Consider the following 13690-nt stretch of genomic DNA (forward strand, 5'->3'; position numbering starts at 1 on the left):
CAGCGAAGGCGGCTCGCGGCAGTGCAACGCCCGAAGTGTTTCGAGACGACGATGTCCACCGAGCGTAGCCAGCGCGCGTCGTGCTGCACAAGGACCGAGGCAGCGGCACGGCCGCCCGGGTTACTCCAAAGGCGGCTCTTCGCTCTGTGGAGCCAAAACGGTGATATCCATCCTGGCGATTGTCGATGCGGCGCGCCCCTGGGCGCCAGAATCCGTGTCGCCACTTTCTGCCGCCATTGCCTTGGCGCGATGTCCTACGCTGTCTGCGCTTTTGCCTGGCGCAAATCCTTCGCCCGGTTCTGTCTTTGCGGGTTTCGGTCGAGTTTCAGCTGCCTGCCGATGTTGGTTTCCAATCGCCGAGACCATTGATACCTCCCCTTGATGAGGCCGCGACTGTACCTGTCAAGGCTGTAGCGAGGCTGATCACTTAAGTGGTCGGGTTGCGCCCGCTCGTAGTGGCCCTCCGATTACTGGGCTCTCGATGCCTTGGCGCTCGCGGACGTCTGGTCGGGTGGGAAGTTCAAACTCAGCCGCCCTTTGCGGCACCGGCTTCGCCCGACAACTAGGAACGATTTCGGCCGCCATGTGTTACGCAATCATGAATCTCGCGGATCCCGGATCAACAATGGCAACCGATCTTTTCACGATGCAACTCGCTGATGCTCAGCAGCGCATCAAACAGACCGAGTTCGCGCTGGTACTCAGCGAGAAAATGGTGGCTGAGAACCTCGCTTTATCCAGCAGGATACGATCGGCGAGGCGGCGTGTCCTGAAGGCCGGAAGGCCTCTGGCGACAGTCGACTCAACAAGCTGAAAGAGTTCTTCAAATGATCTCGACCCAGTCCGGACGTGGGAGAGCTTGCCGGTAACCTTAGCGGTAATCGGCCGAGTCGCAGCAGGAAGCGCGCTGAAAACTTGCTCGATGAAGACTGCGGCGTCGCTATGAATCTCGCCTTGTGTTGCCGAATCCGATCTGCGCAAAGGCGCGTGGTCGAGACCAGGCAGCGGCTCACGAAGATTGATCCCAGCAGGGCAAATTGACCGCTACGGCTCAGTTGAGGCAGCACTTCGAAATCACGGCTATTGACCTGCTGAGCTATCAGTTTCCCTCGATCTCTAATCGTATGGGTTCTCCGCACCACCCTTCGCTCTTCGAGCTTCGGGGTGGCAGGCCACCGAGTAGCCGTCAAACGTCGAGATAGCCGGCGGCGACCAGCGTTGCCTTATATCGCCGGGCAAATCGGCTGGGCAAACGACTGAGGTAAGCTGACGCGCCAATATCCCAATGCGCGCCCAGTTCGCGGTCGAAGGCAGCCGGGTCGAATTGCAGCAAGCCGCTGCGTGGGTAGACCGTGAATTCTCCGAAGATCGGCTCCCCCTCCTCCTCGTAGAAATCGACACGCACCATGTCGAACTCGCTGCCAAGCGCCTCGGCTGCCTCGATCATCCGCGCCAGGCTCTTGGGACGGGGAATTTCCAGGCTCGAGTCGATCGCGCCCTGGACGATGTTCAGCGGGCGCCAATCGCGATCCAGGTGGGCGGTATTCTTGACCGTGGAACGGAAGGCGACGACGACAATGTAGGTGACGCGGCCAGCCAGCACACAGAATTTGTAGTCGACCGGGTCATAATCCTGGTCCTTGCCCACAAGTGCTTCGACGAAAACCCGCCGCTCTATGTGCGCATAGCTGCGCTCCAGCTTGCGGGCGCCATAGGTTTGGCCAAGGTATTCCGTCATCTCGGCAATGATCGCCTCCCGGTCGGCGTTGGCCGGATCGCGAACGATGACATTCATGGCGCAACCGTGGTTGCATTTGACGGCGTAGGGGATTTTCAGGTCATCGAAGGGGATCTGGCGCGGATCGTCGCCCTGCCACAGTACCTCAGGGATGGCGAGCCCGGGAAGCCGCTCCCTGACGATTTCCTTGGACTTGAGCTTGTCGAGAAGACCGGTAAAGCGAGGATCGTCATCGAAAATCTTGCGCCAGTGGATCTTTTCCGTGAACGTCACCGGGGCTGCAAAATTCGGCAGATGCCGCATCCGCTCAAGGAAACGCTGGGTCAACCGGCGGTAGCGGACAAGCAGCGCGGCGTTCAGCAACAGGAGAGATGCCCGCGCGCTGTTTCGCTTCAGCCATGCCTTTGCGCCACGCGCCATTCCGGTGTCCTTGCAACCTGCGCAACTTCATCCGCGAAGTGGACGTGCCACCCTGCCCGCAGCAGTGAGGCACGTCGAGCTTCGCCGAGCTAGCCCTTCATCGGGTACAGTTTCAAATGCTGGATCAGGATGATCGTCTTGGCGTCGATGATGCGGCCGTCTGAAATGCCGGCCAGCGCTTCATCAAGAGGCATTTCCAGAACATCGATGTCCTCGCCCTCGTCGGCCGCACCGCCGCCGGCCGAGATGCGGTCGGCGGGTGAATAGCGCGCCACGAAGAACCACAGCCGTTCGGTGACGCTGCCTGGGCTCATATAGGGGGAAAACAGCCGCTCGATGTTCTGTAAGCGATAGCCGAGCTCTTCCTCGGCCTCCTTGAGGATGGCGGTTTCGGGATCGTTTTTGTCGAGCAGGCCGGCGCAGGCCTCGATCAGCGGTTCGCGGTGGCCGGTGACGTAGGCGGGGTAGCGGAACTGCCGCACCAGAAGCACCGTCTGACGCTCGGGATCGAAAGGCAGGATCACCGCGCCGTCGCCACGATCGTAGGTCTGGCGAATCTGCGTCTCCCACTGCCCGTCGCGCCGACGGTAATCGAGAACGGTCTTCTTCAGGACCGCCCAGTCGTCGGACAGGACTTCCTCCGAGCGGATGCGGATACGATCTTCCATGATGAGCTCCAAGTGTCGGCGCCATGGCGTAACCGCGAACGGTTTTGCGCGCAACCGAAACGGCGAAGCTTTCACCGCCTCGTGTCTGGTGCCGGCAACTGCCATCGCCTAAATAGCTGCAGTCCCTCTCCGGAGTTTTTTTGATGACCGCAGCGCTTTTCCAGCCGATCGCCCTCGATGGCCTGACCTTTCCGAATCGTATCGCGGTGGCGCCGATGTGCCAGTATTCCGCCGAAGACGGCTCGGCCAGCGACTGGCATCTCTATCACTGGATGAACCTGGCGATGTCGGGCGCCGGCATGGTCACCGTCGAGATGACCGACGTCGAACGGCGCGGCCGCATCACCCATGGCTGCCTCGGCCTCTATTCCGACGACAACGAGGCGGCCGCCCGGCGCACGCTGGATGCAGCGAGGCGCGTCGCCGCGCCGGAAACGAAATTCGGCATTCAGCTTGCTCATGCGGGCCGCAAGGCCTCCAACCGAAAGCCCTGGGAAGGTGGCGGCCCATTGCAGCCGGGCGAGGATCCCTGGCAGACCGTCTCGGCCTCGGCCATCGCCTATGACACCGGCTGGAATGTGCCGCATGCGCTGGAGGAGGATGAAATCCTGCAGCTCATCGAGCGCTTCACTCAAGCCGCAAGGCGGGCCGAGCGCGCCGGCTTCGACTTCCTCGAACTGCACGCCGCGCACGGCTATCTGATCTTCCAGTTCCTGTCGCCGCTTTCCAACCAGCGCACCGACAGCTGGGGCGGCTCGCTGGAAAACCGCATGCGTTTCCTCATCGAGATCGCCAAATCGGTGAGGAAGGCAGTTCCAAACCTGATGCTTGGCGCCCGCCTGTCGGTGAAGGACTGGGTCGATGGCGGCTTCGAGGTCGACGAGGCGATCGAGGTGGCCAAAGCCTTGAAGGCGCTTAATGTTGCCTATATCTGCTGTTCGAGCGGCGGCAATTCGCCGTTGCAGAAGCTGCCGACCGGCGCCGGCTATCAGGTGCATCTGGCCGAAGCGGTGCGCAAGGGCGCCGGCATCCCGACACGGGCTGTCGGCCTGATCGACGATCCCTCGCAGGCAGAGGCGATCGTCGCCGACGGCCGCGCCGACATGGTCGCGCTGGCCCGCGCCTTCCTCGCCGATCCGCGCTGGGGCTGGCGCGCCGCCGCCACCTTCAGCGAGAAAATCCATCCCGCGCCACAGCTCTCCCGCTCGGTGACCACGATGCAGCACTGGATGAGGGGCTGAACAGGCTGCGCCGACGGTGGTTGCGCTGTCGTTCGCCGCGTCGTCTCCGGTCGGCGCGCAATATTGCGAAGGCACGGTGCACGGCCTGTCCAGGCACTACGATCTCGATACCGGCAGCGGGTTTCTCGCCGTGCGGGCGCGGCCGAACTCGTCGTCGCGCATGATCGGGCAATTGTTCAATGGCGACCACACCGAGATTTTCGACCGCCGGGGCAACTGGTACCAGGTCGAAATCGGCGGACGGACCGGCTGGGCCAACGCCCACTGGCTGCGCAACGACTGCGGTTACTGAGACCAACGATTGCGGTTGGTGAGACGTTTGGGCGCAGGCTGACGGCCATTTTTGCAACCATATTGGCTGCTTTGCGTTGCGGCCATCATGGATAACAAACCTTTTGAAACCCCGGTCGTGGTCGAACTCGGCCATGTCGGCAAATATCGCCAGATCCGCAGCACCCAGGAAGCGGCAGAGTGCCTGATGACGGTGTGGCCGCTCAATCGCGGCCCGCGCCATCGTGATGCTCTCGACACTTGCCTCAAAGTGCTGGAAGGTTATCGTTCGACGGCCGATGCACGCAGGGCTTTGATCGAAGCGGCCAAGGAATCGGAAGTGCTGGTTCCCGAAGACCGGTTGCCAGACGCCAAATTGCATTGAAGCGCAGATGGCATTGAAAAACGGGCCGCATTGAGCGGACGGACGAACCGGAGGATTTCATGGCGAAGCTGACTTACAAGATCGTCGAGCACGACGGGGGCTGGGCCTACAAGGTCGGTTCGACATTCTCGGAGACATTCCCGACCCACCAGGATGCGCTGCGCGCCGCCGAGATCGCCTCGGCCGAACAGCAGATCGCCGGCGCCACGGACGGCATCCAGTATGAGGATGCCGAAGGCAAGTGGCACGACGAACTGGCCGACGGCCGCGACCGTCCGCAGACCGAAGTTTCCGACTGATCCTTGCCCCTCAGCTTTCGCTGCCGGCCATGGATGCTCGCCTAAGCAATTCCCTTGGGAATTGCGTGTCAAAACAAACAGGCGGGACATCCTGCCGGTCAGTCGAAGCCGCGGCTTGATCACTTGCCGCAATATTGATCGTTCACGTTGGGCCTCACATTTCCGTAGGGTCCTGACGGGTCGGAGGCGCACGGCCCCGTAGCGCCGCCATAGCCTTGGCTGCCGCCGGCATTGATGCTGCCGGTGGTGCTCTGGTCGACGGTCGATGACTGCTCGTTCCCGAACGGCCACCAGCTGTGATCGTTGGAATACGTGCCGTCCGATGACTGCGCCATCGCCGATGTGGCAAGACCGATCGTCAGCACGGATGCTGCAAAAACTTTCCTGTACATTGAATTACTCCGTATCTGCCGCCTTGGGTGCGACACGGGGTAAAACCGGATATCAGCCGAATGGTTCAGTGAAATTGTTGTGAGGCTGTGGTGAGGTCTTGGCCGGCGAATGTCCGCTCGGCAATGCGCTTGATGAAGGTGATGACGCGGTCCGGCTCGTCGAATTGCGGCATGTGGCCGAGGCCTTCGACCGTCTCGAAATCGAGCCCTTCGATCCTGTCCTTCATCGGCTCCCCATGTATGCGCATGGCGATGACGCGATCGGCTGTCCCGAAGAAAATCCCGGCCGGCATGGCGATCTCTCCATAGCGCTCTTCGATGCGGCCAAGATCCTCTTCGACCGCCACGAAATCGGTGGAGGTCGCATGGAAATGGACAGGCCTCAGCCCGAGCCATCCGCCGCCATCGATCATGTAGTCGGCGGGAACGGCCTGCGGCGCGAAGATGAACTCCAGTGTCTGCCGCGCATATCTGAGGCTTGTCGGTATCGCGACGGTGTAGGCCATGATCCAGCGCCAAAGCCGCGAACGGATATAGAGCAGGCCCGCTTTCTCGCGGGCGCCGGCTTCCAGATGCGTCAGCGGCGCCAGCAAAGCGATGCCGGAAATCGCGCCGGGATGCTCCAAGGCCAGGGTCAGCGCGACGGCGCCCCCCAGCGAGTGCCCGACCACGAGCGGCCTTTCCAGCCCGAGTGTTTCGATGAAGCGCCTGATGGTCTCGACCTGTTCAGGCAGACGGCCGGTGGCTCCTCGCGCGCGAACAGAATAGCCCGATCCCGGCCGGTCGAGTGCAATGAGGCGGTAGCCAGGGCCAAAGCGCTCAAACAGCGTGTGGCGAAACTGGTGGAGCTGCGCGCCAAGTCCGTGCACGAACAGGATCGGCCGTCCCTCGCCCGTTTCGACATAATGGATGCGGCTGCCGTCGATCTCGACGAAGTTTCCGCTGGCCGGCACCAGCCTTTCGGCCTTGGCGGCAATCCAGAGCGTAGCGGCCACCAGACAGGCCACGATGACGAGAGCCAGCACGGACAGGCCGGCGACAAGCCAAAGCAGAATCGATACCAGCATGTTTTCACCCGGGAAGCGGACCGGCGCGCACCATCACCCACTGACGAACGCTCGGCAAGGCAGATGGCGGCTTGTGTCGGCATTGCCGCCAGTTCGATGGCGCGCTATCTCAGGCGACCTTCTTTCTGCCTCAGGCGACCTTGTCTGCCAACGGGCCTGTTTGCCGGAGCCTTCCATGCCTGAAATCGTCACTGCCGCCATGCTTGTCATCGGCGACGAGATTCTGTCCGGCCGCACCAAGGATAAAAATATCGGCCACCTCGCCGACATCATGACGGCCATCGGCATCGACCTGAAGGAAGTGCGCATCGTTCCCGACGAGGAGGACGAGATTGTCGCTGCGGTGAATGCCGTACGCGCCCGCTACACCTATGTCTTTACCACCGGTGGCATCGGCCCGACGCATGACGACATCACCGCCGATTCCGTTTCCAAGGCTTTTGGGGTGCCGTGCGAATACGACGCCAAGGCCTATGCCATGCTGGGCGAGAGCTATGCCGCGCGCGGCATCGAATACACCGAGGCCCGCAAGCGCATGGCGCGCATGCCGCGCGGCGCCGACCATATCGACAATCCGGTCTCCGTCGCGCCCGGCTTTCGCATCGGCAACGTCCATGTCATGGCCGGCGTGCCGGCGATTTTCCAGGCCATGCTCGACAATGTCGTGCCGACGCTGAAGGCCGGCACCAAGATGCTGTCGGCCACCGTCCATTGCCCGTTCGGCGAAGGCCTGATCGGCGGTCCCCTGGGCGACATCCAGAAGGCGCATCCCGACACCATCATCGGCTCCTATCCGAAATATGGCGACGGCAAATTCTGGACGGAGCTGGTGGTCCGCGCCCGCAGCCAGGAGGCGCTGGATTCGGCACGCAAGGACGTCGAAGCGATGGTGGCCGGCTTCACCGCCGCCAATTGACCCTGGGTTCGCGGACCATCGCCGGGCCGGAACCAAGCACCGCACTCCCACGTTTTCCCTCGGGCGCAGCACGCGCCGGCAGATTTGAGGGATTTCGCATGCGCTTCAAGACCATCGTCGCCATATTGCAGAACGAACAGGACGCCGAACGCGTGCTCGACTGCGCCATCCCGCTTGCCGACCGGTTCGAGAGCCATCTCATCGGCATCCATGCCGAAGCGCTGCCCGTTCCCTACACCTCGGGAACCGGCTTCCCCGACACCGAGTTCCTGCAGGTCTCCGCCGACATGAACCGCGAGCGCGCCGAGAAACTGCAGGCGCTTTTCGTTGGGCAGATCGAGAATTCCGGCCTTTCCTTCGAATGGCGCAGCCTCGAGAGCTTTTCCGGCGACAGCGCGCTGACGGGTATTTCCAGCGTGCGCGCCGCCGACCTGATCATCGCCGCGCAGCGCGAGACCGGCGGCGACCAGAGCGCCGATGTCGACGCGCTGGTTTACGATGCCGGCCGGCCGGTGCTGGTGGTGCCGCATGAGGGGCCGTTGGTCACCACATTCAAACATGTGCTGCTGGCCTGGAACGGCAGCAAGGAGGCGGCGCGTGCCGCCTTCGACGCGCTGCCCTTCATCATCGAGGCCGAGAAAACCGACATTCTGGTCATCGATCCGCCGGATACGCTGGATGACAACCCGGAAGCCGCCGGCGCCGAGATCGCCGCAGCACTCTCCAGGCATGGCGCAACGGTCAGCGTGTCGGTGCAGAAATCGGGCAACGCCTCCGTCGATGACGTCATCCAGACCCGGATCGCCGAGACCGGAGCCGACCTTCTGGTGCTCGGCGCCTACAGCCATTCCTGGCTGCGTCAGCTTTTGTTCGGCGGCGTCACGCGCACCGTGTTGCGCAGCGTGCCGGTGGCGGCCTTTTTGTCGCGTTAACTCCACAGACTGGCCCCGCCCTTGCCAATGCCCTGACTTTCCAGTTAATTCCGCGCGCATTCCACAATGTTGCGCGCGGAGTGCAGAATGTCCCTTCCCGAAAAAGCCTTTCCGGTCTCCTGGGACCAGTTCCACCGCGATGCCCGGGCGCTCGCCTGGCGGCTTGCCGGCGCCAACAAGGGTCAGTGGAAGGCCATCGTCTGCATCACCCGTGGGGGCCTGGTTCCCGCTGCCATCATCTCGCGCGAACTCGGAATACGCGTCATCGAGACGGTCTGCGTCGCCTCTTATCACGACTACACCAGCCAAGGGCAGTTGCAGGTGCTGAAGGAGATCACCCCGGCGCTGCTCGCCGATGATGGGGCGGGCGTGCTGATCATCGACGACCTCACCGACACCGGCAAGACGGCAGGCATCGTGCGCGCCATGATGCCCAAGGCGCATTTCGCCACCGTCTACGCCAAGCCGAAAGGCAGGCCGCTGGTCGACACCTTTATCACCGAAGTCAGTCAGGACACCTGGATCTACTTTCCCTGGGACATGGGTTTTACCTACCAGAAGCCGATCGCCGACGATCACGCAGGCTGATTCGCGCCAGCCCCCATTTCTGCCCAGACGGCCAAACCCGCCCCGTTTGCTATGAAAACAGGCACTGGAAGGGACAATATTCTGTCGAATGGACAGCTGTTGGCGGAGTTTGACGGGTCGGTGTGAGGTTTTTTACTTTTAAGACTTACACTTGTCGGTAAGATTCATACGGCGGCTAACGATTCTGAGGGCTGGGGTAGCTTTCACTGATGCTGACGACACCGGCGACACACGACCATCTGGCTGAAAGGGTCCGCAAGCTCTTCGGCACTTCGCCTTGTCGCCTGCAGGTTGCCGCTTTGCCATGGCGCAATAACGAAGACGGCGTCGAGATCATGCTGATCACCAGCCGAGACACCGGGCGTTGGGTGCTGCCGAAGGGCTGGCCCGAGGCCAGGGAGCCGCTCTGCGAGGCAGCGGCGCGCGAGGCGGGCGAGGAAGCCGGATTGCGTGGCAAGATTTCGCTTTTCGAGGCCGGTCGTTACTTCTACGCCAAGGCCCTCGCGTCCGGCGAGGAAGTCCCTTGCGAAGTGCTGGTGTTTCCGCTGCAGGTCGAGCACGTTGCCGACCGCTGGAAGGAAAAGCGCGCGCGCACCCGCAAATGGGTCAATGGGGCCGAGGCCGTACGCATGGTCAACGAGCCGGACCTCTGCCAGATCATCGCCCATTTCTGCGCCGATCCCGACAAGTTCGTCGTTAGAGCCTAGCTCACAGCCACCGCTGCATAGTCCTGCGCGCCCGCACCGGTTCTTGCCCCGATTCCGGGCTCGGTGCTTCGCTCCGCGCGCCAGCAATCCGACACTATAAATCCCTCCCCTTCAGGCCAAGCTTAGCCACAGCTTGACATGCAGGCATTTACCTGCATATTGTGTCTTCAAGATGAGTGAGACCGATGGACGCCGACAAGGTTTTCAAAGCGCTGGGCGACCCGACGCGCAGAATGCTGCTCGATCTTCTGTGTGAGAAGAACGGACAGACGCTCGGCCAGCTTTGCCAAACCCTCGACATGGCGAGGCAATCCGCCACGCAGCACATCGATCTGCTGGAGGCGGCCAATCTGATCAGCACGGTCAAGCGTGGCCGAGAGAAGCTGCATTTCATCAACCCCGTGCCGCTGCACGAAGTCTACGAGCGGTGGGTGCGAAAATTCGAACGGCAGCGGCTGAGCCTGCTGCACGACCTGAAACAAGAACTCGAAGGAGACGACCAATGAGCCGGGAAACCACCAGTTTTGTCTACGTGACCTACATCAGATCGACGCCACAAAAGGTGTTCGAAGCCATCACCAGGCCCGATATCGCCAAGCGCTACTGGGGCCACGAGAACGTCTCCGACTGGAAGCCCGGCTCGAAATGGGAACACATCCGCGCCAATGACGAACGGACCGTCGAACTCGTTGGCAAGGTCGTCGAAATCTCGCCGCCAACCCGGCTGGTCATGAGCTGGGCCAACGCCTCGCAGGCCGACGATCCGACCAAGCACAGCCGGGTGACGTTCGCCATCGAGGAATACGACACCATGGTCAAGCTGACCGTCAGCCATGACGAGCTCGAAGCCGGCAGCGGCATGGCCAAGGGCATCAGCCAGGGCTGGCCGGCCGTGCTGTCCAGCATGAAATCCTTCCTCGAAACCGGCACAGGCATCGACCTGTTCGCCAAGCCGAAATCGGCCTGAAGCAACCGCGGAGAACGACGATGACCAGGCACTTTACCGGCGGCTGCGCCTGCGGCGCGATCCGCTATGAGGCCACCGGCGAGCCGATCTTTCAGAACCACTGCCAATGCCTCGATTGCCAGAAGCGCAGCGGTACTGGCCATTGTTCCTATGTGACCTTCGGCCGGCGCGCTGACGTAAAGATCACCGGCGAGCCGAGCACATGGCGGATGATCGCCGACAGCGGCAATGAAAAAGCCCAGGCCTTTTGCCCGACCTGCGGCACGCCGGTCTACGTAACGTTCGTCGCCATGCCGGAGGTGACGGCGATCCAGGCCACGAGCCTCGACGATCCCGGCCAGTTCGACCCGCAGGCGGTCACCTACACCGTGCGCGGCCACGCCTGGGACACGATCGACCCAGCGCTTCAGCCATTCGAGCGAATGCCTGGATGAACCAGGCAGAGCCCTATCCCTCGGATAGGGCTCGCGTTCAGCTCAGATCACCAGGCCCTTGGTCAGTTCCAGCGCCTGCCGCTCGAACAGGCGGCGGTAGATGCCGCCCTTCAGCCGGATCAGCTCGTCATGCGAGCCTTCCTCGACGATCTTGCCACGGTCGAACACGAGCAGCCTGTCCAGCGCCCGCACCGTCGACAGACGGTGTGCGATGACCAGCGTCGTGCGGCCGACCATCAGCCGCTCCATCGCCTGCTGGATCAGCACTTCCGATTCCGAATCGAGGCTCGATGTCGCCTCGTCCAGGATCAGGATGCGCGCATCCGCCAGGAAGGCGCGTGCGATCGCCACCCGCTGGCGCTCGCCGCCCGACAGCTTCACGCCGCGTTCACCGACCAGCGTGCCGTAGCCCTTCGGCAGGCTGGTGATGAAGTCGTGCGCGCTGGCGAGCTTGGCGGCATGCTCGATCTCGGCCTGCGTGGCGTCCGGACGGGCGTAGGCGATGTTTTCCGCCAGCGAGCGGTGGAACAGGATGGGCTCCTGCTGGACGATGGCAATCTGCGCGCGCAGCGACGCCTGTGCAACCTGGGAGATGTCTTGGCCATCGATCAGTATCCTGCCGCCGCTGACATCATAGAGACGCTGGATCAGCTTCACGAAGGTCGTCTTGCCCGAGCCGGAATGGCCGACCAGTCCGACCCGCTCGCCCGCCGCTATCTCCACCGAAAAGTCGCGGTAGAGCGGCAAGCGATGGCTACCATAGTGGAAGGTGACGTTATCGAAGGCGATGTGGCCATGCGTGATCCGGATCGGCTTGGCGCCGGGCCGGTCCTCGATGCCGAGCGGTTGCGACTGGAAATCGACCAGTTCCTCCATGTCGTTGACCGAACGCTGCAAATTGCGGATATGCGTGCCGATGTCCCTGAGGTAGCCCTGCAGCACGAAGAACGAGGTCAGCACGAAGGCGACATCGCCCGCACTTGCCTGGCCCCAGGCCCACAGCATCAGCGACAGGCCGATTACTGCCGTCCGCAGCACCAGCAGCATGGCGCCTTGCGTCGTGCCGTTGATGGTGCCGCGCACCCAGGTGCGGCTGGTCCGCGCGCGCCATTTGGCGACGACCTTGGCAAGACGCGTTTCCTCGCGCGTCTCGGCGCCGAAACCCTTGACCACGGCATTGCAGCTCACCGCATCGGCAAGCGAGCCGCCAAGCCGCGTATCCCAGCTGTTGGCGAGCCGTGCCGCGGGCGCGACATAGCCGAGCGACAGCAGCGCCGTCACCGTGATGAACAGCACCGAGCCGACTGCCACGACCAGCCCCATCAGCGGCCAGAACCAGCCGAGCAGCAACGTCGAGCCGACCAGCATGGCGGCCGACGGCAGCAACGCAATCAGGATGGTGTCATTGAGCAGGTCGAGAGCCCACATGCCGCGCGTGACCTTGCGCACCGTCGATCCGGCAAAGCTGTTGGCGTGCCAGTCGGTTGAGAAGCGCTGCACGCGATGGAACGCGTCGGCGGCGATGTCGGCCATCATCTTCAGCGTCAGCTCGACAATGCCCATGAAAGCCAGGTTGCGCAGCACCACGCCGGTCAGCGCCAAAGCGATGAGCGCGAAGAACGCCGCCATTGCCGCATTCCACGCGACATCGTCAGCCAACGCACTGCTGGCGACGGCGTCGACCAGCCGGCTGGAAAAGAGCGGCGTCAAGACGTCGGCCAGGGTCGACAGCAGGAAGCTGCCCATGATCAGCGAAAGCCGCCACGGCTGGCGCCGCCAGTGGCTGAGCGTGAAGCCAAGAACGCTGCGAAAGGCGCTTGCACGCAGATCGATTCGAAAACGAGTCATGATGTCATCCGGGCGCAAATCTGCCCGGTCCCGGTAAGGTCTGAAAATTGAAAACCGCGCTGGGCAATTCGCCCGGCTGCGGAGGTTCGGCATAGGTGGCGGCGCGCCCCGGGTTGTCGGGTGGCGACCGGCATCGGCAGAAGCCTGTACTCGACCCGGCATCGGTGCGAAGGGCAAACCTTCGCCGGACGCCAGGTGAGACCTAGGCTTCGCGGCCTCGCATTACCATGTGAAATACTGCCATTCAGACCTCCCGCAAGACACTTGCGGAGAGGTCCTTATAGAGACGCCATGAAGGATCGCCAAGGCCGGGCACGTGGCAAAGCGTAACTGGTCCAACCAGTGAGGTTATTTTGCAACAACAGCCGGTCAACCCCCCTCGCTATGCCTCATTCCGGGTTGCGATCGAGGCGCATGTAGCGGCCGTCGGTTGATGCCTTGAAGCCCAGCTTCTCATAAAGGCCATGCGCGTCACTGGTCGACAGGCTCCAGTGCGAGACCGTGCTGAGTTCAGGGTGGTCGATGAGCGCCTGCACCAGTTGCAAGCCAATGCCTTGGCCGCGATGCTGCGGCCAGATGATGATGTCGGCGAGATAGGCAAACACCGTACGGTCGGTGATGGCCCGGCCAAAACCGACTTGGTTCCCGTCGATATAGGCCGCGGTGCAGAACGAGTTGGCAAAGGCGCGGCGATGAAACTCATCGCTGCGGCCGGCGCCCCAATAACTTGCCATCAACAGGTCGGAGGTCGCCCGGAAATCGATCCGTGACATGTCGAAGCTGATCTCACAGTCGGGCATGGTGCCTCGCAAAGAATG

At 62.5% G+C, this 13690-nt stretch carries 18 protein-coding genes; 12 read left to right on the forward strand and 6 right to left on the reverse strand.

The features are described 5' to 3' along the window. Nucleotides 1–625 precede the first annotated feature (625 nt). Nucleotides 626–814 (forward strand): hypothetical protein, encoded by a 189-nt coding sequence (locus NKH38_RS05660; protein ID WP_023688348.1) that lies wholly within the window; start codon nt 626–628, stop codon nt 812–814. A gap of 372 nt (nt 815–1186) precedes the next feature. On the opposite strand, the gene NKH38_RS05665 is transcribed toward NKH38_RS05660, so the two are convergent. Together NKH38_RS05665 and NKH38_RS05670 are read right to left on the reverse strand one after the other, a co-directional pair. Then, nucleotides 1187–2158 (reverse strand): ATP-grasp fold amidoligase family protein, encoded by a 972-nt coding sequence (locus NKH38_RS05665; RefSeq protein WP_023729826.1) that lies wholly within the window; start codon nt 2156–2158, stop codon nt 1187–1189. An 89-nt stretch (nt 2159–2247) separates the two neighbouring features. After that, nucleotides 2248–2826, reverse strand: coding sequence for an NUDIX domain-containing protein (locus NKH38_RS05670; protein WP_023729827.1), 579 nt, complete (start codon nt 2824–2826; stop codon nt 2248–2250). A 143-nt stretch (nt 2827–2969) separates the two neighbouring features. Between NKH38_RS05670 and NKH38_RS05675 the strand changes: the two genes are divergently transcribed. The 4 genes from NKH38_RS05675 to NKH38_RS05690 all read left to right on the forward strand — a co-directional run bounded on the left by NKH38_RS05675 (nt 2970) and on the right by NKH38_RS05690 (nt 5021). Continuing rightward, the gene (locus NKH38_RS05675; protein WP_352761493.1) at nt 2970–4067 is read left to right on the forward strand and encodes an NADH:flavin oxidoreductase/NADH oxidase; all 1098 of its coding nucleotides are present in this window, start codon (nt 2970–2972) and stop codon (nt 4065–4067) included. Between the two features lie 16 nt (nt 4068–4083). Beyond that, nucleotides 4084–4359, forward strand: a complete 276-nt coding sequence (locus NKH38_RS05680; RefSeq protein ID WP_023688344.1) for an SH3 domain-containing protein — start codon at nt 4084–4086, stop codon at nt 4357–4359. An 84-nt stretch (nt 4360–4443) separates the two neighbouring features. Beyond that, nucleotides 4444–4722 carry a DUF982 domain-containing protein gene (locus NKH38_RS05685; RefSeq protein WP_032891817.1) on the forward strand — a complete coding sequence of 93 codons (279 nt, stop codon included), beginning with the start codon at nt 4444–4446 and terminating at the stop codon, nt 4720–4722. Between the two features lie 59 nt (nt 4723–4781). Further along, nucleotides 4782–5021, forward strand: a complete 240-nt coding sequence (locus tag NKH38_RS05690; protein WP_023667535.1) for a DUF2188 domain-containing protein — start codon at nt 4782–4784, stop codon at nt 5019–5021. A 119-nt stretch (nt 5022–5140) separates the two neighbouring features. Here the strand turns inward: NKH38_RS05690 and NKH38_RS05695 are convergent, their stop codons facing one another. After that, nucleotides 5141–5413 (reverse strand): hypothetical protein, encoded by a 273-nt coding sequence (locus NKH38_RS05695; protein ID WP_352761498.1) that lies wholly within the window; start codon nt 5411–5413, stop codon nt 5141–5143. A 65-nt stretch (nt 5414–5478) separates the two neighbouring features. Beyond that, entirely contained in the window at nt 5479–6480 is a 1002-nt protein-coding gene (locus NKH38_RS05700) for an alpha/beta fold hydrolase (protein WP_352761501.1), read from the reverse strand. Between the two features lie 175 nt (nt 6481–6655). Here NKH38_RS05700 and NKH38_RS05705 point away from each other — a divergent pair, with 175 nt between their 5' ends. From NKH38_RS05705 to NKH38_RS05735, 7 genes are all read left to right on the forward strand, one after another. Beyond that, nucleotides 6656–7396 carry a competence/damage-inducible protein A gene (locus NKH38_RS05705; protein WP_023681539.1) on the forward strand — a complete coding sequence of 247 codons (741 nt, stop codon included), beginning with the start codon at nt 6656–6658 and terminating at the stop codon, nt 7394–7396. 98 nt (nt 7397–7494) lie between these two features. Then, the gene (locus tag NKH38_RS05710; RefSeq protein WP_352761505.1) at nt 7495–8328 is read left to right on the forward strand and encodes a universal stress protein; all 834 of its coding nucleotides are present in this window, start codon (nt 7495–7497) and stop codon (nt 8326–8328) included. 87 nt (nt 8329–8415) lie between these two features. Next, nucleotides 8416–8916 (forward strand): xanthine phosphoribosyltransferase, encoded by a 501-nt coding sequence (gene gpt, locus NKH38_RS05715; protein ID WP_023667540.1) that lies wholly within the window; start codon nt 8416–8418, stop codon nt 8914–8916. Between the two features lie 209 nt (nt 8917–9125). Next, on the forward strand, nt 9126–9623 hold the full coding sequence (locus NKH38_RS05720) for an NUDIX hydrolase (RefSeq protein ID WP_023667541.1): 498 nt from the start codon (nt 9126–9128) through the stop codon (nt 9621–9623). Between the two features lie 185 nt (nt 9624–9808). Further along, on the forward strand, nt 9809–10129 hold the full coding sequence (locus NKH38_RS05725; RefSeq protein WP_023667542.1) for an ArsR/SmtB family transcription factor: 321 nt from the start codon (nt 9809–9811) through the stop codon (nt 10127–10129). Continuing rightward, nucleotides 10126–10590: an SRPBCC family protein gene (locus NKH38_RS05730; protein WP_023667543.1), complete on the forward strand. Its 465-nt coding sequence runs from the start codon at nt 10126–10128 to the stop codon at nt 10588–10590. Before NKH38_RS05725 ends, NKH38_RS05730 begins: the two co-directional genes overlap by 4 nt. A 20-nt stretch (nt 10591–10610) precedes the next feature. Then, on the forward strand, nt 10611–11024 hold the full coding sequence (locus NKH38_RS05735; protein WP_023667544.1) for a GFA family protein: 414 nt from the start codon (nt 10611–10613) through the stop codon (nt 11022–11024). 42 nt (nt 11025–11066) lie between these two features. On the opposite strand, the gene NKH38_RS05740 is transcribed toward NKH38_RS05735, so the two are convergent. Together NKH38_RS05740 and NKH38_RS05745 are read right to left on the reverse strand one after the other, a co-directional pair. Next, nucleotides 11067–12872, reverse strand: a complete 1806-nt coding sequence (locus NKH38_RS05740; RefSeq protein WP_352761511.1) for an ABC transporter ATP-binding protein — start codon at nt 12870–12872, stop codon at nt 11067–11069. A gap of 389 nt (nt 12873–13261) precedes the next feature. Then, complete coding sequence (locus NKH38_RS05745; RefSeq protein ID WP_023695412.1) at nt 13262–13672, reverse strand: GNAT family N-acetyltransferase; 411 nt, start codon at nt 13670–13672, stop codon at nt 13262–13264. Between the last annotated feature and the right edge of the window lie 18 nt (nt 13673–13690).

Origin of the sequence: Mesorhizobium sp. M1078 (assembly GCF_040318615.1) — a bacterium.
Classification (GTDB): domain Bacteria; phylum Pseudomonadota; class Alphaproteobacteria; order Rhizobiales; family Rhizobiaceae; genus Mesorhizobium.